At 70.5% G+C, this 21,500-nt stretch carries 19 protein-coding genes; 7 read left to right on the top strand and 12 right to left on the bottom strand.

Features of this window, described 5'->3' with window-relative positions; genetic code table 11:
- Nucleotides 1-2: 2 nt before the first annotated feature.
- Nucleotides 3-443, bottom strand: a complete 441-nt coding sequence (locus OHS18_RS35890; RefSeq protein ID WP_328613766.1) for a DoxX family protein — start codon at nt 441-443, stop codon at nt 3-5.
- Between the two features lie 246 nt (nt 444-689).
- On the opposite strand from OHS18_RS35890, the gene OHS18_RS35885 reads away from it, so the two are divergent.
- The gene (locus OHS18_RS35885; RefSeq protein WP_328613765.1) at nt 690-2,555 is read left to right on the top strand and encodes a translation factor GTPase family protein; all 1,866 of its coding nucleotides are present in this window, start codon (nt 690-692) and stop codon (nt 2,553-2,555) included.
- On the opposite strand, the gene OHS18_RS35880 is transcribed toward OHS18_RS35885, so the two are convergent.
- Nucleotides 2,552-3,367: a DUF1206 domain-containing protein gene (locus OHS18_RS35880; protein ID WP_328445012.1), complete on the bottom strand. Its 816-nt coding sequence runs from the start codon at nt 3,365-3,367 to the stop codon at nt 2,552-2,554. The genes OHS18_RS35885 and OHS18_RS35880 overlap by 4 nt on opposite strands.
- 79 nt (nt 3,368-3,446) lie before the next feature.
- Between OHS18_RS35880 and OHS18_RS35875 the strand changes: the two genes are divergently transcribed.
- Nucleotides 3,447-3,848, top strand: coding sequence for a hypothetical protein (locus tag OHS18_RS35875; RefSeq protein ID WP_328613764.1), 402 nt, complete (start codon nt 3,447-3,449; stop codon nt 3,846-3,848).
- Here OHS18_RS35875 and OHS18_RS35870 read toward each other — a convergent pair.
- From OHS18_RS35870 to OHS18_RS35855, 4 genes are all read right to left on the bottom strand, one after another.
- Nucleotides 3,845-4,270, bottom strand: a complete 426-nt coding sequence (locus OHS18_RS35870) for a hypothetical protein (protein ID WP_328613763.1) — start codon at nt 4,268-4,270, stop codon at nt 3,845-3,847. The genes OHS18_RS35875 and OHS18_RS35870 overlap by 4 nt on opposite strands.
- Nucleotides 4,271-4,338: 68 nt before the next feature.
- Nucleotides 4,339-5,268 (bottom strand): esterase/lipase family protein, encoded by a 930-nt coding sequence (locus OHS18_RS35865; protein ID WP_328613762.1) that lies wholly within the window; start codon nt 5,266-5,268, stop codon nt 4,339-4,341.
- A gap of 1,044 nt (nt 5,269-6,312) precedes the next feature.
- Nucleotides 6,313-6,969, bottom strand: a complete 657-nt coding sequence (locus OHS18_RS35860; protein ID WP_328613761.1) for a GNAT family N-acetyltransferase — start codon at nt 6,967-6,969, stop codon at nt 6,313-6,315.
- Nucleotides 6,970-7,737: 768 nt separating this feature from the next.
- Nucleotides 7,738-8,895 (bottom strand): acyl-CoA dehydrogenase family protein, encoded by a 1,158-nt coding sequence (locus OHS18_RS35855; RefSeq protein ID WP_247060937.1) that lies wholly within the window; start codon nt 8,893-8,895, stop codon nt 7,738-7,740.
- Between the two features lie 115 nt (nt 8,896-9,010).
- Between OHS18_RS35855 and OHS18_RS35850 the strand changes: the two genes are divergently transcribed.
- A complete protein-coding gene (locus OHS18_RS35850) occupies nt 9,011-10,684 on the top strand; it encodes a class I adenylate-forming enzyme family protein (protein ID WP_328613760.1) in 1,674 nt (557 codons plus the stop codon).
- 9 nt (nt 10,685-10,693) lie between these two features.
- Here the strand turns inward: OHS18_RS35850 and OHS18_RS35845 are convergent, their stop codons facing one another.
- Nucleotides 10,694-11,704, bottom strand: coding sequence for an Lrp/AsnC family transcriptional regulator (locus OHS18_RS35845; RefSeq protein ID WP_328613759.1), 1,011 nt, complete (start codon nt 11,702-11,704; stop codon nt 10,694-10,696).
- Between the two features lie 100 nt (nt 11,705-11,804).
- On the opposite strand from OHS18_RS35845, the gene OHS18_RS35840 reads away from it, so the two are divergent.
- On the top strand, nt 11,805-12,506 hold the full coding sequence (locus OHS18_RS35840; RefSeq protein WP_328613758.1) for an SDR family NAD(P)-dependent oxidoreductase: 702 nt from the start codon (nt 11,805-11,807) through the stop codon (nt 12,504-12,506).
- Nucleotides 12,507-12,656: 150 nt separating this feature from the next.
- Here OHS18_RS35840 and purE read toward each other — a convergent pair whose 3' ends face one another.
- The 5 genes from purE to OHS18_RS35815 form a co-directional block, all read right to left on the bottom strand.
- Nucleotides 12,657-13,154: a 5-(carboxyamino)imidazole ribonucleotide mutase gene (gene purE / locus OHS18_RS35835; RefSeq protein ID WP_328445025.1), complete on the bottom strand. Its 498-nt coding sequence runs from the start codon at nt 13,152-13,154 to the stop codon at nt 12,657-12,659.
- Between the two features lie 10 nt (nt 13,155-13,164).
- Nucleotides 13,165-14,349 carry a 5-(carboxyamino)imidazole ribonucleotide synthase gene (locus tag OHS18_RS35830; RefSeq protein WP_328613757.1) on the bottom strand — a complete coding sequence of 395 codons (1,185 nt, stop codon included), beginning with the start codon at nt 14,347-14,349 and terminating at the stop codon, nt 13,165-13,167.
- 12 nt (nt 14,350-14,361) lie between these two features.
- On the bottom strand, nt 14,362-15,558 hold the full coding sequence (locus tag OHS18_RS35825) for a glycosyltransferase 87 family protein (RefSeq protein ID WP_328613756.1): 1,197 nt from the start codon (nt 15,556-15,558) through the stop codon (nt 14,362-14,364).
- Complete coding sequence (locus OHS18_RS35820; protein ID WP_328613755.1) at nt 15,533-16,885, bottom strand: glycosyltransferase 87 family protein; 1,353 nt, start codon at nt 16,883-16,885, stop codon at nt 15,533-15,535. Before OHS18_RS35820 ends, OHS18_RS35825 begins: the two co-directional genes overlap by 26 nt.
- 71 nt (nt 16,886-16,956) lie before the next feature.
- Nucleotides 16,957-17,805 (bottom strand): GGDEF domain-containing protein, encoded by an 849-nt coding sequence (locus OHS18_RS35815; RefSeq protein WP_328445033.1) that lies wholly within the window; start codon nt 17,803-17,805, stop codon nt 16,957-16,959.
- 269 nt (nt 17,806-18,074) lie between these two features.
- Here OHS18_RS35815 and OHS18_RS35810 point away from each other — a divergent pair, with 269 nt between their 5' ends.
- From OHS18_RS35810 to OHS18_RS35800, 3 genes are read left to right on the top strand one after another with little or no spacing between them, the layout of a single operon-like run.
- Nucleotides 18,075-20,303, top strand: coding sequence for a sigma-70 family RNA polymerase sigma factor (locus OHS18_RS35810; RefSeq protein ID WP_328613754.1), 2,229 nt, complete (start codon nt 18,075-18,077; stop codon nt 20,301-20,303).
- Nucleotides 20,304-20,313: 10 nt separating this feature from the next.
- On the top strand, nt 20,314-20,823 hold the full coding sequence (locus OHS18_RS35805; protein WP_328613753.1) for a GtrA family protein: 510 nt from the start codon (nt 20,314-20,316) through the stop codon (nt 20,821-20,823).
- A 38-nt stretch (nt 20,824-20,861) separates the two neighbouring features.
- On the top strand, nt 20,862-21,389 hold the full coding sequence (locus OHS18_RS35800) for a GtrA family protein (protein ID WP_328445039.1): 528 nt from the start codon (nt 20,862-20,864) through the stop codon (nt 21,387-21,389).
- The last annotated feature ends 111 nt before the right edge of the window (nt 21,390-21,500 follow it).

The following is a 21,500-nucleotide window of genomic DNA, read 5'->3' as shown; positions in this document are numbered from 1 at the left end:
GGTCAGGCGTTCTGGAGTTCGCCGGCCTCGGCGGTGCGGCGGGCGCGGTTGCGGCCCCACAGCAGGTGGTCCAGCGTGAGGCGGCCGCCGTTGAAGCCCAGCGCCAGGCCGGCGAGCGCGAGCACCAGGACCAGCTCGTAACCGCCCTGGCCGGTGAGCCCGTTGTCGATGTGCACCGAGAGCAGCGCGCCGACCGAGATCACGACGTAGCCGACGCCGACCAGCGGCATCAGGAACCCGGCGATGAACGCGATCGAGCCGAGGATCTCGACGGTCATCGCGAAGATCGCGGCGACCGTGGGCAGCGGGATGCCCGTCACCGCGAAGAACTTCGCGGTGCCGTCGACGCCGTTGTTCCACTTCTGGATCCCGTGCGCGAGGAAGACGACCGCGACGCCGATCCTCCCCAGCAACAGGGCCACGTCCTTGAATCGTCCGAACATCCGGTCCCACTCCCAAGTCGGTGAAATTTCAACTGACCCGACCCAAAGTAGGGCACCCGGCACCCGTGATCGAAGCTCCGGAGGGTGATCGACAGGGAACCGACAGGGACCGAATCCGGTTTCGCGCGGCCCCTCGCGGAGCTATCGTCCCCTTGATCCGCGTCCACGACCGTGAGGAGACCCCGATGCGCCGACAGACCGTCCGACCCGGCCTGTCCACCGCATCCCAGAGGATCTCCCGCACCCGTGAAAACCCTGAACATCGGCATTCTCGCGCACGTCGACGCCGGTAAGACCAGCCTGACCGAGCGCCTGCTCTTCGAAGCCGGCGCCATCGCCCGGCTCGGCAGCGTCGACGGCGGCGACACCCAGACCGACTCCCTCGACCTCGAACGCCGTCGCGGCATCACCATCCGCTCCGCGGTGGTCTCGTTCGTGACCGGCGGCACCCGGATCACGCTGATCGACACCCCGGGCCACTCCGACTTCATCGCCGAGGTCGAGCGCGCCCTGCGGGTGCTCGACGGCGCCGTCCTCGTGGTGTCCGCCGTCGAAGGCGTCCAGGCCCAGACCCGCGTCCTGATGCGGACGCTCCGGCGCCTCGGCATTCCGACGCTCGTCTTCGTCAACAAGATCGACCGGCCGGGCGCACGCGACCTGCTCGACGAGATCCGCGCGAAGCTGGCGCCGCGGGCGATCGCGCTGAGCCCCGCCACGTCGTCCGACGAGCTGGCCGAACTGCTGGCCGACGGCGACGACACGTTCTTGGAGTCCTATGTGGACGACCGAGTCGACGCGGCGGCCTGCCGCGCCGAGCTGGCCCGGCAAGTCGCCCGCGGCACGCTGCACCCCGTGCTGTCCGGCTCGGCGGTCACCGGCGCCGGCGTCGGTGACCTCGTCACGGCGATGGCCGAGCTGCTCCCGTCCGTCGACCGCACCGGCGACGGAACCCTGCACGCGACGGTGTTCAAGATCGACCGCGGCCGCGCCGGGGAGAAGATCGCCTACGCGCGCCTGCACTCCGGTTCACTGGCCCCACGGCAGCGGATCTCCTTCTACCGCGGGGAAACCGAGTTCACCGGACGTGTCTCGGCGATCGAAGTCGCCGGGGGCGGAATGGCGCTCGCCGGCGACGTCGCCCGGGTGCGTGGCCTGCGTGACGTCCGGATCGGCGACCGGCTCGGCTCCCCCGGCGCCACCGGCGACGGAGCGTTCGCGCCGCCCACCCTGGAGACCGTCGTGCGGCCGGTCCGGCCCGAGCAGGCCGCGGCCCTGTTCACCGCGCTGACCCGGCTGTCCGAAGAGGACCCGCTGATCGACGTCCGGCGGCGCGACCACGACGTCTCGGTGCGGCTCTACGGCGAGGTGCAGAAGGAGGTGCTGCGCTCGATGCTGGCCGAGGGCGCCGGGATCGACGCCGAATTCGAGCCGACGAGCACCCTGTACGTCGAGAAGCCGATCGGCACCGGCGCGGCCGTCGAGGAGATGGATCCCGCGCGGCGGCTGTACTTCTTCGCCACGGTCGGGCTGCGGGTCGAGCCGGGGCCGCCGGGCTCGGGCGTCACGTTCGGCCTGTCGGTCGAGCTGGGCTCACTGCCGTTGGCGTTCCACAAGGCGATCGAGGAGACCGTCCACAGCACGCTCGGACAAGGGCTGCACGGCTGGGAGGTGCTCGACTGCGCGGTGACCTTGACGCACACGGCGTACTTCAGCCCGCTCAGCGCCGCGGGCGACTTCCGCAAGATGACGCCGCTTGTGCTGATGGCGGCCCTGCGCGAAGCCGGGACACGGGTGTACGAGCCGGTGCACCGCTTCGAGCTGGAGATCCCCGCCCACGCCGTCAGCGCCGTGCTGCTCAAGCTCGCGGAGCTGCGGGCGGTCCCCGGCGAACCCGTCATGGGCCCGACATCGTGCATGCTCCACGGCACCGTCCCGGCGGGCCACGTCGACGAGTTCGCGCAGGCCCTGCCCGCGCTCACCCAGGGCGAAGGCGTCTTCCTGAGCGAGTTCGACGACTACCGGCGCTACCCCGGGAAGCCGCCGGCACGCCCGCGCACGGGCGAGAACCCCTTGGACCGCAAGGAGTATCTCGCCCGGCTGGCGCGGCGTTAGCGCTTGTGCGCCCAGGCCGCGCCGAAGCAGTAGGCGCCGAACGCGGCGAGGCCGAGTGCCACCACGCTGAGCAGCACGGTGCCGAAGGGCTGGGCGGCGAGCGTCTTCAGGGCGGCGTCCAGCCCGCCGGCCTTGTTCGGGTCGGCGTTGAACCCCGCGTAGGCGAGGAGGATCGCGACGATCGCCAGCACGACGCCCTTGGCGAGGTAGCCGGCCTGGCCGAGCCAGGTGACCCAGCGCTTGGTCTTGCCCGGCAGATCGGTCATGTCGAGGTCTTCGAGGAACTTCTTCTTCACGCCCTTGACGCCGGACGCGATCGCGACGCCGAGCACGGCCGCGGCGGCGATGACCACCAGCGCCGGCCCGAACGGGAGCTGGAGCAGCTTGGCGGTGAACTCCTGCTGGGTCTGGTTGCTCGAACCGCCGCTGCCGCTGCCGATGGCGATCTTGAAGGCGGAGAACCCGAGCGCGATCACGACGACCCCGCGGGCGCCGGCGCCGATCCGCTTGCGCGTCCGCTTACCGCCGCTGACCCAGGTGTAGCCGACGGCGGCCATCATGAACTGCCACAGGCCGAAGAGCACCAGGCCGAGGGCGAGCACCCAGAGCAGGACCTGCCCGAACGCCGTCGAGCCGATCTCCTGCAGGGCGCCCTTCTGGTCGGCCTGCTCGCCGCTGCCGAACGCGACCTGCAGGGCGAGGTAGGCGAGGACGAGGTGGACCAGCCCGTAACAGGCCATCCCGACCCGGCCGAGCAATTGGGCGGTATCGGTCTTTTCGCCTCGTTGGGCCGTGGCCGCTGTCCGGTTCATGCCTGCTGGGTACCCATTGTGAAGCCCGATCGGCTGCGCCATGCGGCCTAATCGCCCACGGTGATGGGACGATGCCCGCATGGATGCGCGACTGGTCGGCTACTGGTCGGAGTCGGCGCTGGATCCGGGCTCGCCCGAGTACACCGAGCTGGGGTTCCGCGCGGACGGCACCGGCTGGCAGTACTGGACGAGCTGGAGCACCGCGTTCGCCGTCCACCGGTTCCGCTGGCACACGCCGGGCCCGGGCCGCCTCACCGCGCGGCTGCGGCTGGCGTTCGACGGCGTGTGGTCCCTCGACGGCCCGGACGTCGCGCACCGGATCGAACGCCGGGAGCACGTCGACACCGTCGTCGAACTCGGGTGGGTGCTGGGCCCGGACCGGCAGCTGACACTGGATCAGCCGTTGGTCGACGTCCTGGGCGGCACGGAGTTCCTGCCCGTCGACGACGGCGGCACCGACCCGACCCTCACCGAGCCCTAGGCGGGCCGGCGGCGCACTTCGTCGAGGCGGGTCCAGCCGCCGTGGACGGCGAGCAGCCTCAGCACCTCTTCCGCTTGCTCGGCGAACCGCGCGAGGTCGTCGTGCAGCAGCGCCGCGCGTTCGCTGTCGAGCTGGTCGAAGTCGTCCCACCAGAGGCCGATCGCGGTGCCGGCGGTGACGACGAGCCCCTGCACGAGGCGCAGGAAGCCGGCCGACGGCGCGTCGGTGGCGGCGCGGTAGGACGTCTCGATCTCGTCGCAGGCCGCGAGGAGGTCGCGCAGCTGGGCGACGGCGCCGGCCGGGGTGCCGTCCCAGGCCGCGGTGGGCCAGGCGCGGTCGGCCAGCTCGAGCCACAGCCGCCAGCCGGCGACCAGCTCGGCTTCGTCACGGGGTGTCCAGGACGCGGGGACCGGCCAGTACATGCTTCGAGCGTGACACCGCCGGGACGGAAATCCGCCCCGGCGGTGGGTTATGTCTCATGTGGCGTAGCTCAGCTGATCACCGGCGGCACCAGCACGCAGGGTGGCGTCTTGGCGTGCGCGGGGTCGAGCGCGTTGAGCACCAGTCCCTGGGCGACCGGGTCGTAGGTGATGCCGAGGTGGTCGGTGAAGTCGAGCCCGCAGACGTTCTGCAGCAGGATGTTCTTCACGTTCGGTTTCGCCGGCAGGAACGCGCTGGTGTACGGCGTCACGACGTCGTCGTAGCGGGTCTGGATGACGGTGTACTGGATGCCTTCGACGGTTTCACCACCCGCGTTGAGGTCGGTGAGGAAGGCCGACCCGACGGCCTGTTCGTTGCACGACTGGCACACGGTCCCGAGCACGGCCGGCACCCCCGGGATCATCTCGAGCGTGCTCAGCAGGCCGAAGAGATCGGTGCCGTGGTTGGACGGCGACAGCCCGACGAGCCGGCTGATCTTGCCCGCGCCGCCCAGGTACTTGATCCAGTACCGGATGTTCATCCCGCCCTGCGAGTGCCCGACGACGTCCAGCTTCTGCGCGCCGGTCGCGTTCAGGATCTTGTCCCCGAAGGCGGCAAGCGCTTTCGCGGTGTCGGCGATCGGCCCGACGGTCTGCAGGAACGTCCCGGGCGTACCGCCGAAGTTCCCGGCGAAGACGCAGTACCCGGCGTTGGCGAGCTTCCGGGAGAGGTTCGCCCAGTTCTCGTAGGCGTTGGCGGTGGTCCCGTTGGACAGCAGCACCGGATTCGGGTGCGCGGCGCTCGGCTTGCAGTTCCAGTCGTTCGTCCCGGGCGGCGCGATGGTCGGCGCCCCCAGCGAGTAGACGGCGGCGGTGAGGATGTTGGGCTGCACGGGCCCGGTGGGTTCTCGTTCCGCGGCCTGGGCCGTGGTGGCCCCCAGTACGAGCGCGGCTGCCACGGCCAACCCGGCGACCAGCCGGCTGCACGTCCTCAAGCCCATCCAATTCACCTCTCTGTGAACCGACGGTGACCTGCATCACCACACTCATTAACGCGCGGGTAACTTGTTCGGACACTCCCCCTGGTGAGTGATTTCCTTCCGGGCTCTGACCTGCTACAAGTCCCGCACCCCGCCCACGCGCCCCGTCGTCCGGGAGACCGGAGGGGGTGGCAGGGTTCCGCGTGGCCGGTTTCCGGCCCCCGGCGGCTTGCCGGCCACTCCTTTCCCGGGAAACGAAGGCACTTGTGTGACCATCCGGCAGTTTCCGGCAGATCACGCGGCCTCCGGTGCAGATCTTGCCGAGGGCCGTGATCTTTTCCGGCGGCGTAACAAACCGCGGCCCGCCTGCGACTCGCGTGCATGCAGTTGGCACTGAACGTCGCGCAAGTCGCCGAAACCGTCAAATGGACCGACGTTGTCGAATCCCTCGGTACCGTGGCCGGCGCGACCGGCACACTACTGACCCTGGTGTTCGTGGCACTCCAGCTGAAAAGACAGTCCGAGTCATTGCGAGATCAACGCGATGCGTCAATCCAAAGCTTGGACGCGGTCAGCAAGCAAATCGCCGCACAAGTGGAGCAGACGTCCTACGTGGCCGAACAAACCCGCCTCCAGACCAAGCAGGCGACCCATGTTGCCGAACAGACGGCCATCCTCGCGAAATCCAACAAGTCTCTGCTGTACCAGAACGTGACCCGGGAAATGCAGAACCTGACCACGGTTTTCCTGAACGACCCCGGCATGCGGACCTACTTCTACGACGACACACCTCTCCCGGACTCCGAAGAGCTGGGCCTGAAAGTACGCATCGTGAGTGAGATGTTCGTGGATCTCATGGCGTTCACCCTCAACACCGATGTCTTCTTCGACGAGGACAACCGAACTTCGTGGATCGTCTATTTCGAATACGTAGCGTCCAGAAGCCGGGCGATCCAGGACTACTGGACCGAGCACGGCGAATGGTACGAGCCTGTCGTCCGAAACGTTCTCGACCCCATCGTCGGTGCCGCCGTCGCCACACGGACGGCACCGCCGACACCGGGTCTAACCGCGAACCCGGCCCAGGATGTCGTTGAAAAAGCTCGGATCGGCGTACTGCGAGTACTCACTCTCGTAGATGTCGGACAGAGCATCTCGAAGGCGGTCCGATCCCGGCTGGCCGGCCCCGCTCAACGACCGCCAGAGCAGAAGCATCGGCACGCGGCTGGGTGACGCCGAGGAGAAGTCGGCGATGAAGTACTCCTGCATGCGAATTACCGGCTCAGCGCCCCAGCGCAGGTAGAAGGTGTACCGCCGCTCGGTCTGCTGCCCGTCGTCCGGGCCGTCCAGCGGCTCGATCTCGATGTAGACGCCATCCAGCGCATTCCCCGAATCGCACAGGTCGCGTTCGATGCATGCCAGCAGAAGCGACCCGATTCCCGCCGACTGGAATCGCGGGACCACGGCGAGATACTGCAAAAGAGCGGCGTTCGCCGTCGGCAGCAAGGCCGCAGTCGCGAAGCCGGTCACCGTGTCATCGCTCTTCGCAACCCACAGCCAGTCGGACGTGGCCACGACTTCGGCGAGGACGCGCCGCTCGGTCGCCGGAAAGGCGTCTTCGTAAATGGCGCGGATCGCGTCGGCTTCAGCCTCGGTGAGCGAGCTCCAGGCAACGTTCCGGACGGAGCGCGATGCGCTCTTCGCGTCCTCAGGAGAAGTCATCTGTTCCCGACTCCGTCGTCCTGTGCCTCGCGGCGAAAAAACCCACGAAGAGATCATCGCCTTCGACGGGACATCCGGGCAACCTGAGGCCGACGACGGCCCGCAAGGACCTGGCCACCGGCCTCAGGCTGCCCGAACTACCGGATCGAGATCGAATCAGCCCTTGAGCAGGGCGCGGGCCATGACGACCTTCTGGATCTGGTTCGTGCCTTCGTAGGTCTGCGTGATCTAACGGCTGACCTGAGCCGACTTGGCGATCATGCCTGAAAACAGCCTCTGAGCTGCGTAAACTCATATCAACACTTCTCGGCGGATCTTGGCCTTCCCCGACGTCCGACGGCCTGTAGACGGCCTGGCGATGTCGGGGTCTTCGGCGTGACCGCGATGCGGGTCCGGCAGGGGATACGCAGGTGCCGATCGCGCACCACGCGTGCGACATCCGCCACGTCGCTGCTTACCCTGCCGGTTCGGCAGTACCTCGGGCGCCCCGTGCACCTGTTGAGGCGGATTGACCAAAGTATGGCGCCATGGTCCGCTGGCCCTCAACGGGTTTACCGGTACCCGAACTGCCGCGCCCATTCGCCCCGCTTCCCTCGCCCCTGCCGCCCGTTAGCGCCGGGTCGCGGGTGTCAGGGGTGAGCGCAGCTCATCGCGGAGCGACGCCGCAGGCGCCCTTGGTGGCGGCGGGCCGCATTCGGGTGGCCTGGTGCTCGTGACGACCTGATCATGGACCACCAGGTCCGCCCGAACTACCAGATCAAGATCAATCTAGCCCTTGAGCAGGGCGCGGGCCATGACGACCTTCTGGATCTGGTTCGTGCCTTCGTAGATCTGCGTGATCTTCGCGTCGCGCATCATGCGCTCCACCGGGAAGTCGCGGGTGTAGCCGGCGCCGCCGAAGAGCTGGACGGCGTCCGTCGTGACCTCCATCGCGATGTCCGACGCGTACATCTTTGCCGCCGAGGCCATGAAGCCCGCGCGCTTGTCGCCGCGCTCGGACGCCGCCGCGGAGGCGTAGACCAGGTGGCGGGCCGCCTCGATCTTGGTGCCCATGTCGGCCAGCATGAACTGGACGCCCTGGAACTCCGCGATCGCCTTGCCGAACTGCTTGCGCTCCTTGACGTACGCGATCGCCGCGTCCAGCGCGCCCTGGGCGATGCCCAGCGCCTGCGCGCCGATCGTCGGCCGGGTGTGGTCGAGCGTGCGCAGCGCCGTCTTCAGGCCGGTGCCGGGCTCGCCGATGATGCGGTCCGCAGGGATCGTGCAGTTCTCGAAGTAGATCTCGCGCGTCGGAGAGCCCTTGATGCCGAGCTTCTTCTCCTTCGGGCCCACCGAGAAGCCCGGATCGTCCTTGTGGACCACGAACGCCGAGATGCCGTTGGCCTTCTTCTCCGCGTCGGGGTCGGTCACGACCATCACGGTGTACCAGGTCGATTCACCCGCGTTGGTGATCCAGCACTTGGTGCCGTTGAGCACCCAGTGGTCACCGTCGAGCCGCGCGCGGGCGCGCATCGACGCGGTGTCCGAGCCCGCTTCGCGCTCCGAGAGCGCGTACGAAGCCGACGCCTCGCCGGACGCGATCGAGGGCAGGACCTGCTTCTTCAGCTCTTCCGAGGCCGACAGGATGATCGGCTGGGTGCCCAGCTTGTTGACCGCCGGGATCAGCGACGCCGACGCGTCGACGCGGGCGACCTCTTCGATCACGATGCAGGCGCCGACGGCGTCGGCACCCTGGCCGTCGTACTCCTCGCCGATGTGGACGGCGTTGAAGCCCGACTTGACCAGCGCGTTGTACGCCTCGATCGGGTAGCGCTCGTTCTCGTCGACCTCGGCCGCGTACGGCGCGATCTCCTTCTCGGCCAGGGCCCGGACCGCGGCCCGCAGCTCCTCGTGCTCTTCGGCAAGCTGGTACAGGCCGTCGGTCACTTCCGGTCACCTTCTCTACGACGTCGGGAGAGTTCCATCGATGTTAGCGCTCGTTCACTGACCGCGTCCGCCGTCGTCCTTGTGTCCTTGGCCGCAGAATTCGTATGGTCGAGTGATGCCGCTCACCGCGCCGACGACGCCGCCCGGTTTGCCCGCCTCCCTCGACTACCCCGAAGTCCCGGTCGGTTCGATCCTCACCGCGGGCGCCACCCGCTGGGGCGACCGGACCGCCTTCGCCCAAGACGGCCGCAGCCTCACCTTCACCGAGACGTACCGGGCCGCCTGCCGGTTCGCGAACGCCCTGATCGACCGCGGCATCGGCCGCGGCGACGTCGTGGCGCTGCACCTGCCCAACTGCCTGGCCTTCCCGATCGCCTACTACGGCACGCTCATGGCCGGGGCGACCTTCAGCCCGACGAACCCGCTGCTCCCGCCGGACGACCTGGCGTTCCAGCTCGCCGACTGCGAGGCCGCGGCCGTCGTGACGTTCGGGCCGGTCGCGGGCGCGCTGGCGAGCGTCGCCGGCCGGATCCCGGCGAAGTTCACGGTCGTCGTCAACCCCACGGGCGAGCTGCTCGACGGCCAGGTCGAGTTCGAGGCGTTCCACGCCGGCCGGCCGGAGACGCGCCCTGAGGTCGCCATCGACGTCCACGCCGACCTCGCGCACCTCGCCTACACCGGCGGCACCACCGGCCGGTCGAAGGGCGTGCGGCTCACCCACCGCAACGTCGTGGTCAACACCCTCCAGCACTCGTGCTGGGGCTCCGGCTCGGTGCCGGCGCTGGACGCGGACGGCGAGATCACGATCGACCAGATCGGCAGCGAGGACGAGTGGCCCTCGCGGCTCGGCACCGGCGTCGCGATCAACCTGACGCCGTGGTTCCACGCGATGGGCATCATCGGCGGGATGAACGCGGCGATCATCGGCGGCACGACGACCGTGCTCCACGCGCGCTTCGACCCGGCCGCCTACATCGCCGACGCCGAACGCCTGCGGGTCACCGGCCTGGGCGGCGCGCCCGCGCTGTTCGCCGCCCTGCTCGCGACGCCGTCCTTCCACACCGCGGACCTGTCTTCGGTGCGGTCGATCGGCTCCGGCGCGGCACCGATGAACCACGCGATGATCAACGCGCTGCGCGAGCGCTTCCCGGGTGTCGTGGTGGCCGAGGGCTACGGCCTCACCGAGGCGACGATGGGCGCGGCGATCTCCCCGACGTACCGCTCGGGCACCCGCAAGGTCGGCTCGGTGGGCGTGCCGATCTTCGACACGGAGGTCAAGGTCGTCCCGGCCGAGGGCGGCGAAGACCCGGTTCCGGCGGGTGAGCGCGGCGAGGTCTGCCTGCGCGGCCCGCAGATCATGCAGGGCTACCGCAACCGCCCGGAGGAGACGGCGGCCGCGCTGGTCGACGGCTGGCTCCACACGGGCGACATCGGCATCCTCGACGAGGACGGTTATCTGTCCATCGTGGACCGCAAGAAGGACATGCTGCTGTACAAGGGTTACAACGTCTTCCCCCGCGAGCTGGAGGAGCTGCTGATCACGATGCCGGGCGTCGCGGCGGCCGCCGTCGTCGGCCGCCCGGACACCGAGGTCGGCGAGCTGCCGGTGGCGTTCGTCGTCCCGCACGGCGAGCTCGACCCGGACGAGCTGATGGCCGCGATCAACGAAAAAGTCGTGCCCTACAAGCGGTTGCGGGAGATCCACGTCGTCGAGCAGATCCCGGTGTCCGCCGCCGGGAAGGTGCTCAAACGCCAGCTGCGGGAGCAGCTGCCGGCCAAGCTCGACTGAGGCCGGCTGTCAGGCCAGGCGGTCGCCGGAGAGGAGGGTGCCTGCCTGCTTCACGTGCCGGAGCAGCGGGGAGACCTCCATGCTCTGCAGGCCGGGCAGTGAGCCGACGTGGTCGGAGGTGAACTCGAACAGCTCGTCCAGGTCGCGGCAGTGCGCGACCGCGTGCAGGTTGTGCGGGCCCGAAACCGCCGCGGCGAAGGCGATTTCGGGCAGCTGCGCCAGGGCCCGGCCCAGGCTCTTGACCGCCGACGGGTGCACGCGCAGCAGGAGGTTCGCCCGCGCGTGGTAGCCCAGCGCCGTCGCGGCGATCTCGACGTCGATGTGGACGGCGCGCCGCTCCAGCAGCGTCTGCAGCCGGCGCGACGCGCGCCCGGGCGTGAGGTCCGCCGCCGCGGCGAGGTCGACCAGGCTCGCGCGGCCGTCGTCGGCGAGCACGGCGAGCAGCCGCTCGTCTTCGGGCGTGAGGCGCACCGGCTCACGGGCCACGACCGGGGCCTCGGTGAACGGCGCGCCGTCGATCCCCAGGGCGGCCTCTTGCTCCGGCGTCAACGTGCCGCGCAGCGCGGCCCAGTAGTGCCCGCGGCCGCCGATGAACTGGCGCAGCATGGCGGACGCCTGGATGTCCAGGACGGCCGCCGTGCGCGGGAGCTGCCGGCCGAGGAGGTCGTCGCGCTGTTCCTGGGTGCGGGAGCGGACCGCGCAGGTGATCTCGGAGCCCGCCGCGCACAGCGCCACCCAGCTGACGTCTTCGCGCTTCGCGAGCGCGTCGGCGATCGCCGCGACGCTGCCCGGCCGGCAGCGCAGCCGCACCAGCCACTTGCTCTGCCCCAGCGCGCCCGGGTCGACGATGCCGGCGACCCGCACGACGCCGTCGGCCCGCAACCGCCGGTAGCGCCGGGCGACCGCGGCTTCGGTGAGCCCGAGCGCCCCGGCGATCGAGGCGAACGAAGCCCGCGGAGCCACCTGGAGGGCCCGCATGAGACGCACGTCCTCGGGCGACGCGACGACGGATTCGGCCATCAGGACTCCTCCCATCGAGGCAATCCTACAAATCACCCCGGCGAACACGCCTCGAAGACGTCATCGCGGCGAGACTCGAAGGACAACCCGAGGAGACGGAATGACCGAACCCAGCCCCACTGCCCTCATCGTCGGAGCGTCGCGCGGCCTCGGCCACGCGATCGCCACCGAACTCTTCGACCGCGGGTGGCACGTCATCGGCACGGTCCGGGACGTCACCGCGCGAACGCCCCTGCACGACCTGGCGGGCAAATCGGACGGGCGCGTCGAGATCGAACACCTCGACATCACCGAACCCGAGCAGCTGCCACCGCTGCGCGAGCGTCTCGCGGACCGCCGGCTCGACGTGCTCTTCGTCAACGCGGGCACCACCAACAACCCGCAGACGCCGGTCGGTGAGGTCTCGACCGCCGACTTCGTCGACGTGATGGTCACCAACGCGCTCAGCCCGATGCGCGTCATCGAGGCCCTCCAGGACCTCGTGCCACCGGACGGGCTCATCGGCGCGATGTCGTCCGGCCAGGGCAGCATCACGAACAACACGGCCGGCTCGCGCGAGGTCTACCGGAGCAGCAAGGCCGCGCTGAACATGCTCATGCGCAGCTTCGCCGCCCGGCCGTCCGAGGCCGGCCGCGCGCTCGTCGTCGTGGCCCCCGGCTGGATCCGCACGGCCCTCGGCGGGCCGGACGCGCCGTTCACCATGGACGAGACCGTCCCGCTGATCGTCGACGTGCTCCTGGCGAAGCGGGGCAAGCCCGGCCTCGAGTTCCTCGACCGCAACGGCGAAACCGTGCCGTGGTGACCCGCCAGTGCCGCGCGTCGCAAGTTGTCCGACGCTGGAACGGCCGATCGCCGGCGGCCCGCAGTGAAAACGCGTGCAAGGCGGTGAGACGCAACCGAGGCCGCCTCGGGGCGCTGCCGGTCCCTGCCGACGAACCTCGGACGCGCGACTCTAGTGGCCGGCCTTCGCGCGCAGGGCGGCGTCCTTGTCCAGGACCAGCTTCTCCAGGTCCTGCTGGAACGTCACCATCTTCGCGCGCAGGCCTTCGTCGGACGCCGCGAGGATGCGGACCGCCAGCAGGCCCGCGTTGCGCGCGCCGCCCACCGAGACCGTCGCCACCGGGACACCGGCCGGCATCTGGACGATCGACAGCAGCGAGTCCAGGCCGTCCAGGTACTTCAGCGGGACCGGGACGCCGATCACCGGCAGGACGGTCGCCGAGGCGACCATGCCCGGGAGGTGGGCCGCGCCGCCCGCGCCCGCGATGATCACCCGGATGCCCCGGGCCACCGCCGACGTCGCGTAGTCCAGCATGCGCTGCGGGGTGCGGTGCGCCGAGTAGACACCGACCTCGTAGCCGACACCGAACTCGTCGAGCGCCGCGCCGGCCGCTTCCAGCACCGGCCAGTCCGAGTCGCTGCCCATGATCACGCCCACCTGCGGCGCCATAGCTGTTCTCCTAGTGGATCTCGTGGCCGTCGAGCCAGACGGCGTGGGACAGCCAGTGCGCCGCGAGCAGCGCGCGGTTGCGCAGGTCGTCCATGCGCTCACCGGTGAAGTTCACGTGCCCGAGCTTGCGGCCCGGCCGCTCCTGCTTGCCGTACAGGTGCACCCGGGCCTCCGGGTACCGCGCGAAGAGGTGGTGCAGCCGCTCGTCCGGCCCCATCTCGGGCAGCACCGACGCGCCCAGCACGTTCGCCATCACGCACGCGGGCGCGACCATGTCGGTGCGGCCCAGCGGGTAGTCGAGGACCGCCCGCAGGTGCTGCTCGAACTGCGAGGTGCGCGAGCCGTCCATCGTCCAGTGCCCGGAGTTGTGCGGGCGCATCGCGAGCTCGTTCACCAGCAGGCCGGTGTCGGTCTCGAACAGCTCCACCGCCAGCAGGCCGGTGACGTCCAGCGTCGACGCGACGCGCAGCGCGAGGTCCTGCGCCTCGTGGACCCGGTCCTCCGAAAGGCCCGGCGCCGGCGCGAGGACCTCGGTGTTGATGCCGCCGGTCTGCACGGTCTCGACCACCGGGTACGCCGCGCCCTGGCCGAAGGGCGAGCGGGCGACGAGCGCCGCCAGTTCGCGCCGCATCACCACCTTCTCCTCGACCAGCAGCGGGGTGCCTGCTTCCAGGAGCTGCGGCACGGTCTCGCGGGCCTGCTGCGCGGTGTCGAGCATCCAGACGCCACGGCCGTCGTAACCGCCGCTGGACGCCTTGAGCACCACCGGCCAGCCGTGCTCGCCGCCGAACGCCAGCGCGTCGTCCACAGTGGACACTTCGGCGAAGGCGGGGCCCGGCACGCCCATGCCGGCCATCATCTCGCGCATCACCAGCTTGTTCTGCGCGAAGCCGAGCGCGGACGGCGCCGGCCGGATGACGTAACCCTCCATCGCCAGGGTCAGCAGGTGCTCACCGGGCACGTGCTCGTGGTCGAACGTGAGCACGTCGACCGAGGCCGCGAACTGCCGCAGCGCCTCGAGATCAGTGTGGTGCCCCTGTACGACGTCACCCGCGACGAGCCCGGCGGACTCGTTTTCGCCCGCGGCGAGGACGCGCAGTGACTGACCGAGGGAGATCGCCGCCTGGTGGGTCATCCGGGCGAGTTGCCCGCCGCCCACCATGCCCACGACAGGCAGACCGGTGTGTTTGTCCATAGCCCGCTCAGACTAAACGGTGGCGACCTGCGGTGACCGCCGGACCAGCCGTAGCTCCCGCACCGCGAGCCCGACGATCCCGGCCGCCGCCGCGAGCACGTAGACGTTGCCGAGAACCGAGAGGCCCAGGCCCCAGCCGAACTCCGTGTCGCCGCCGTTGGGCACCAGCATCACGATCTGCGAGACGAACAGCACCGCGACCGCCGCCGCGACCCTGCGCTTGCCCTTCACCAGCAGCAGCGTGAGCAACGGCACGCACCAGACCCAATGGTGCGACCACGACACCGGCGAGAGCAGCAGCCCGTAGAACGCCGTCACGAGCAGCGCCGCCGCGTCCTCCCCGCGCCGGTGCAGCCGCACCACCAGCCACACCGCGGGCACGGCCAGCACCGCCGCCACCCCGACCGCCACCGCCAGCGACCAGGGCGCGAGGTGCGAAGCCCGGCTGACCAGCCCGTTGAGCGACTGGTTGAAGATCCAGTGCACCGACCCGACCCGGCTCGGGTCGGTCGCCGAATCCCGCCAGAATCGCAGCGCGTCGACCGGGATGACCGCGAACATCACCGCTTCCAGCACGACGAACGTGCCCAGCGCGCGCAGCCCGTCCTTCCACCGGCCGGTGAAGAACAGGTGCGGCACGAAGATCAGCGGGGTGAGCTTGATCGCCGCCGCCACGCCGATCAGCACGCCCGCGAAACGCGACCCGCGCGCCGAGAGCACCAGGACGTCCAGCACCACGAACGCCATCAGTATCAAGTTGATCTGGCCCAGGAACAGCGTCTTCCACACCGGTTCCAGCGCCAGAGCGGCGGCCGTTCCCGCCGGCAGCGCCCACCACGCGAGTGAGCGCCCCGGCGACGACGAAACCACCGTGATCACGACCATAAGGGCGACCACCGACAAAAACGCGATCACGCCCCAGACCAGGCCCGACGGCACGAGGGCGAACGGCAGGAAGAGCGGCGCCGCAGCCGGGGTGTAGGTGAACGGCAGGCGCACCCAGTCGGGCAGCGCCGTCAGCACGTCACGGGTGTAGAGCGGGTCGCCGTGGACCAGGGTCAGCGCGCCGGCGCGGTAGACGGCGCTGTCCGCGCCCAGGTGCCAGCCCGCCAGCCAGGCGACCACCCCGAAGGCGAGAACGAGAAGCGCGATACCCCCGGCGAGCACCCGGCCGGTGCGGGCCTCAGACGCCGGTGGGGACGTCGACATGCTCGCCGGCCGCCGCCTTCTTCTTCCGGGCCCGCCGCTGCAGGCCCCAGCGCAGGCCCAGGGCCAGCGCGAGCACGACCGGCATCAGGATGTACGCGTCGCCCAGGACGTTCTGCCAGACCGTCCAGTGCAGCTCGACGTTGCGCCCGTTGGGCAGGATCAGCAGCACGCAGCTGACGAACACGAACGCCGCCAGGAACGTCCCGACCCAGCGCTTCCACGCCGTCGCCGGGGTCGTCTTCGGCAGCCGCGACACCAGCAGCACGATCAGCGGGACCACCCACACCCAGTGGTGGGTCCACGAGATCGGCGAGATCAGCAGCGTCCAGAACGCGGTCACCAGCAACGCGGCCAGCGCCTGGCCCTTGCGGTGGAACCGCATGAGCAGCCACAGGGCCGGGATAGCGAGCAGGAAGCCGATGCCCATGGCCGCCTTGGACGCCCACGGCGCGAGGTCGGTGGCCCGGTTCATCAGCGCGTTCAGCGACTGGTTGCCCGCCCAGTGCACCGGGCCGATCCGGCCGGTGTCGGGCAGCGTGACGGTCCAGTACTTGGCCGCGTCGTGCGCGTTGATCAGGAACATCAGGCCCTGGAGCAGCACGAACGTCGCCAGCCCGCGCAGCGCGTCCTTGCGGCGGCCGGTGATGAACAGGTGGCCGAGGAAGACCAGCGGCGTGAGCTTGATCGCCGCCGCGACGCCCACCAGCACGCCGCCCCAGCGGCTCCCCCGCGCGCCGATGACCAGCATGTCCAGCAGGATCATGGCCATCAGGATCAGGTTGATCTGGCCGAGGAAGATCGTCCGCCACACCGGCTCGAGACCGAGGAAGACCAGGAAGAACACGATGGTCGAGCGGGCGGGCGAGGCCCACCAGCGCGGCCCGTCGTCGGCCGGGCGGGGCAGGGCGCCGATCGCGATCCGGACCGAAAGGGCCATCGCCATCAGCGAGATCGCCGTGATCAGGCCCCAGGAGATCTGGGTCGGGAACGCCGCCAGCGGGACGAAGATCAGTGCCGCCGTCGGCGGGTAGGTGAAGGGCAGCAGCGCCCACCACGGCTCGTTGGCGAGGGTGTTCGCGTCGTAGAGGGAGTCGCCGTGCAGCAGCGTCAGCGCGCCCGCGCGGTAGACCGCGCTGTCGACGCCGAGCACCCAGTCGTGCTGCCAGCCCCAGAGGCCGTACCCGATCGCGACCAGCGGGATCACCGACAGGATCAAGATCGACCGCGGGCGCACGGACAGCCGGGCGAGCGACCTCCGGAGGGCCAGCCGGTGCGTGGATCTGGCCGCGACTTCGCCGTCGACGTCGGTGGATACGGTCCTGGTCACCGCACCAGGAAATCATGGCGGCCCGGGTCCAGGTCAGAAGGGTCCGGGCGGAACCGGACTTTCCGGGTGTTCTACACCCGGGCGAGCCGGGCCAGCAGGTCGCAGGCGGATTCGTGGGTGGCGGGCAGCCGCACCGCCGAGACGCGCGGCTGACCGGCGTCCGCGAGCTGGGCGTCGACCGACAACCGCTCGTGCAACGCCCTTCGCAGCGCGACGCCGTGGGACGCGACCTTGTCGTCCCGCTGGACGAGCGCGGCGACGACCGACGGCCCGAGCGAAGCGACGCTCTGCCCGCTGTCGAACACCGCCCGCAACGCGTCCGCGACCAGGATCATCCCGGTCAGCCGCGGGAACCCGGCGACGGTGCTGAGGTCCAGCGAGACGACCAGCAGCATGTGCTCCTCGGCCGCGGGGCGCTCGCGGGCCGCGGCGGCCTGGTAGACCTCGACGAGCCGCGTCCGCAGGTAGGCGGCCGAGGGCAGGCCGGTCAGCGGGTCGGTGACCTCGGTGTGCACGAGCTGGTCGGTGGCGACGTCCGCCCAGGCCAGCGCCGTCATCCGGAGCAGCCGCGACGGCGTCGCGTCGACGTCCGGTGAGACGAACCCGTCACCGCCGTGGTCGAGCACCGCGTGCAGCGCGGCCAGGTCGGCGAGGGTTTCGGCGAGGCCCGCGCCGGCCGCCGCACGCGCCCGGGCCAGCCCGGCCAGCGCGATTTCGGCGGCCTCGACGCGGCCCTTGTTCAGCACGGCCGCGCAGACGGCGTCGACCTCGGGCAACGCCCAGTCGCTCGGGAAGCGCCAGCCGGCGGCGAGGCTCGCCGTGCGCCAGCGGCCGCGCAGGGCCCGGAGGGTGCGGTCGCGCTCGGCGGTGGACGGAACGTCACCGGGGCCGGACCGCATACCGGTTGCCGGAACATCCACAGGCCACCGCCCCTTTCGTCCGGTCCGTGTCGATCTTGCTCGGTGCTTCACGATGAGGACGGTCGACGGAGTACCCCGTGACGGCGTACTCACCAGTTTTGTTAAGAAGCTTTTCTCCGGCGCTCGCCGGAGGCGGGTGATTTTCTTGCGCCGTCGGTGGCTTCACCCCCACCACGACGTGACCGCCCGGGGCGGGTCAGTCACACTTGCCTCGTGCCCCGGGCCCGCCTGTAATGGCAGGTCCAGGCCTTAGCCGACCGAGGAGTGCCGTGTCCACCATTCCCGCCGATCTCAGCGGAAAGAGTGACGCCGAGCTGATCGCGGAGGTCCGCGCCGGGAAGATCGCGTCGTACGGCGGTCTGTACGAACGCCACACCGGCGCGGCGCACAACCTCGCCCGTCAGCTGGCCCGCTCGAGCTCCGAGGCCGACGATCTGGTGTCCGAGGCCTTCGCGAAAGTGCTGGACACGCTCCGTGGTGGCAAGGGACCGGATACCGCCTTCCGGGCGTACCTGCTGACCGCCCTTCGCCACACCGCGTACGACCGGACGCGCAAGGAACGCCGGATCGACCTCAACGAGGACATGACCGACGTCGGCGGCGCCGCGGGCGAGGCGCTGACCGTCCCGTTCTCCGACACCGCCGTCGCCGGGCTCGAGCGGACGATGGCGGCGAAGGCGTTCGCGCGGCTGCCCGAACGCTGGCAGGCCGTGCTCTGGCACACCGAGATCGAGCAGCAGAGCCCGGCCGAGGTCGCGCCGCTGCTGGGACTGACCGCGAACGGCGTCTCCGCGCTCGCCTACCGCGCCCGCGAAGGGCTGCGGCAGGCGTATCTGCAGGTCCACCTGCAGGAGAACGCCGAGGAACGCTGCCGCGCCTGCGCCGAGCGGCTCGGCGCGTGGACCCGCGACGGGCTGTCCAAGCGGGAGCGCGCCCAGGTGGAGAGCCACCTCGATGAGTGCGACAACTGCCGGGCGCTGGCCGCGGAGCTGGCCGACGTCAACGGCGGCCTGCGCGCGATCATCGCCCCGATCGTCCTCGGCGGCGCCGCGCTGGGTTACCTCGCGACCATCGGCGCGGCCAAGGCGAGCGCGGCCACCGCGGCCGCCGCCGGTGCGGCCGCCGCCGGAGCCGCGGCGGCCGGGGGCAAGGCGGGCGCCGCGGCCGGTGCCGCCGCCGCGGGTCCCCGTCAGTTCGCCGGGGTCGCCGCGTCCGGGACGGCGGTCGTCGCGGCCGTCGTCATCGCGCTGACGGCCGGAGGCGGGGCGCAGGAGGTCCCCGTCGCGGCCCAGGTGCCGCCGCCGGCGGTCGTCCAGCCGGTCCAGCCGCCCGCGCCGCCGAAACCCGCGCCGCCCGCGCCCCCGGCCCCACCGGCGCCTCCTGCCGCGCCGCCGGTCGAACCCCCGCCCGCGCCCGTCGTCCCGCCGCCGGCGCCCGCGCCCGCACCCGCTCCGGAGCCGGCTCCCACGCCGGCCCCGCCCGCCCCGGCGCCCGCGAAGATGTCCGCGACGACCCCGCCGGACGGCGTCGAGCTGCAGCCCGGCGCCGGGCCCGTCAGCCTGCCGATCACCGTGCGCAACGACGGCGGCAGCCCGTCCGAGCCGGTGGCCGTGGCCCTGAAGCTGCCGCCGGGCGTCCACGCCGTCGAGTCGGGCGGCGGCGGTGCGCCGATGGCGTTCGCGCAGGACGCGGCGGCCCCGATTTCGGTGAACTGCCCCGGCGGCGAGGGCACGGTGACGTGCAAGACCGGCGCCGGCCTGCAGCCCGGCCAGAGCGCGACGCTCAACTTCCGGCTCGAGGCCGACGAGGACGCCCAGGGCGGCACGGTGACCGGCTCGGTCACCGCCGGTGTGCAGATCAACGTCGACGTCAGCGTCAAGGTCACCGTGAAGCAGCCGCCGGACGCCGTGGTCCTGGAAGCCCAGGGTGACGGCCTCTCGGCGTTCCCCTGGACCCGCAACCCGCTGGTCTACGTGCGCGTCCGCAACACCGGCGAGACGACCCGGCCGGTCACGGTCACCTTCGACCACGCGCTCTGGCAGTGGTGGAGCCTGCGCGGTTTCCCGTGCACGCCGACCGCCGCGGGCGCGAGCTGCACGACGACCGGCTCGGTGGCCCCCGGCCAGCACGTCAACCTGTGGGTGCGGCTGAAGGGCCGGCCCGACGACGGGCAGGTGACGATCGGCGCGCAGCTCGGCAAGGCGTCGGCGGGGCCGGTGACCGTCGACTTCGGCTGCTGGCACCACTGGTGCGGGAAGGACCCGCTGCCACAGCCGCCGACGCCCAGCCCCTCGACGTCGGCCACCACGACGACGCCGTCGAAGCCCAAGCCGTCGCACACTCCGTCCAGCACACCGCCGGTGACGAGCGAGCCGGAACCGACAAAAACCCCACCGTCGCCGTCGACGACCTCAAGCGCTCCACCGGTTCCCGGCAAACCGGGCGACAAGCAGCCGACGGTCACCCCCGAAAGGGCTTTCGGCTGGTTGACCGGGTAGCGTCCGCGCGGTGCGCGAGCTGCTGAAAAAGCATCGCGAGCTCCTCCGCTTCGCCGTTGTCGGCGGGATCAGCTTCGTGATCACGATGTCCGTCAACTACGGCTTGAAGTTCACCGTCCTGCGGACCCACCCGGTCACGGCGCTGATCATCGGTGTCCTGGTCGCGACGATCTTTTCCTACGTCGCCAACCGCGAATGGTCGTTCCGCACCCGCGGCGGCCGCGAACGCCACCACGAGGCCGCGCTGTTCTTCCTGATCAGCGGCATCGCCCTGGGCCTGAACGCGCTGCCGCAGTGGTTCTCGCGGTACGTCCTCCACCTGCAGGCGCCGCAGCTCTCGCCGTTCGGCGTCGAAGTGGCCGACTTCGTCAGCGGCATCATCATCGGCACCCTGCTCGGCACGGCGTTCCGCTGGTGGGCGTTCAAGAAGTGGGTTTTCCCGGAGGAAGCCGCCCGGTCCGTGGCCGCGGCCGCGGAGACCGCGGACGATCCGGACATTCACGGCAGCAAGGCCGCCTGAGCCACAGGTCACGGCGGTGTGCTCCTAGACTGGGTCGTGTGACCGTTGTGGAGACCGTGCTCAAGCGCACGCCGGAGCCACTGCGTTCGGTGCTGATCAAGCACCGGGAGCTGCTCAAGTTCGCGATCGTGGGCGGTTCGACGTTCGTGGTCGACAACGGGGTCTGGTACTTCCTCAAGCTGAGCGTGCTCGAGTCGAAGCCGACCACCGCCAAGGCCATCGCGATCATCGTCGCGACGATCGTGTCGTACATCCTCAACCGCGAGTGGTCGTTCCGCACCCGCGGCGGCCGGGAACGCACCCACGAGGCCGCGCTGTTCTTCGTGATCAGCGGCATCGCGGTCGTGGTGAACCTGATCCCGCTGTACGTCTCGCGGTACGTGCTGGATCTCGAAGTCCCCCACGTGACGCGGCTGGTGCAGGAGGTCGCGGACTTCGCGAGCGGGTCGATCATCGGCATGCTGCTGGCGATGTTCTTCCGCTTCTGGGGCTTCAAGAAGTGGGTCTTCCCCGACGAGCTCGGCGAGCGCCGGCGCGACAACGGCGACGTGACCCGCCTGCGCTGAGCACTCTTCGAAAAGTACTTGTCTCCTGACATGTAGTTGTCTACAGTCAACTTCGTCAGTGTTCCTTCGTGAGGACGCCGTCCGGGTTCGGCCGGGCGCGCGGGACGATTC

Source organism: Amycolatopsis sp. NBC_00355 (genome assembly GCF_036104975.1).
GTDB lineage: Bacteria > Actinomycetota > Actinomycetes > Mycobacteriales > Pseudonocardiaceae > Amycolatopsis.
The sequence above is the reverse complement of the archived record's forward strand: the minus strand, read 5'-3'. Positions and strand labels throughout refer to the sequence as shown.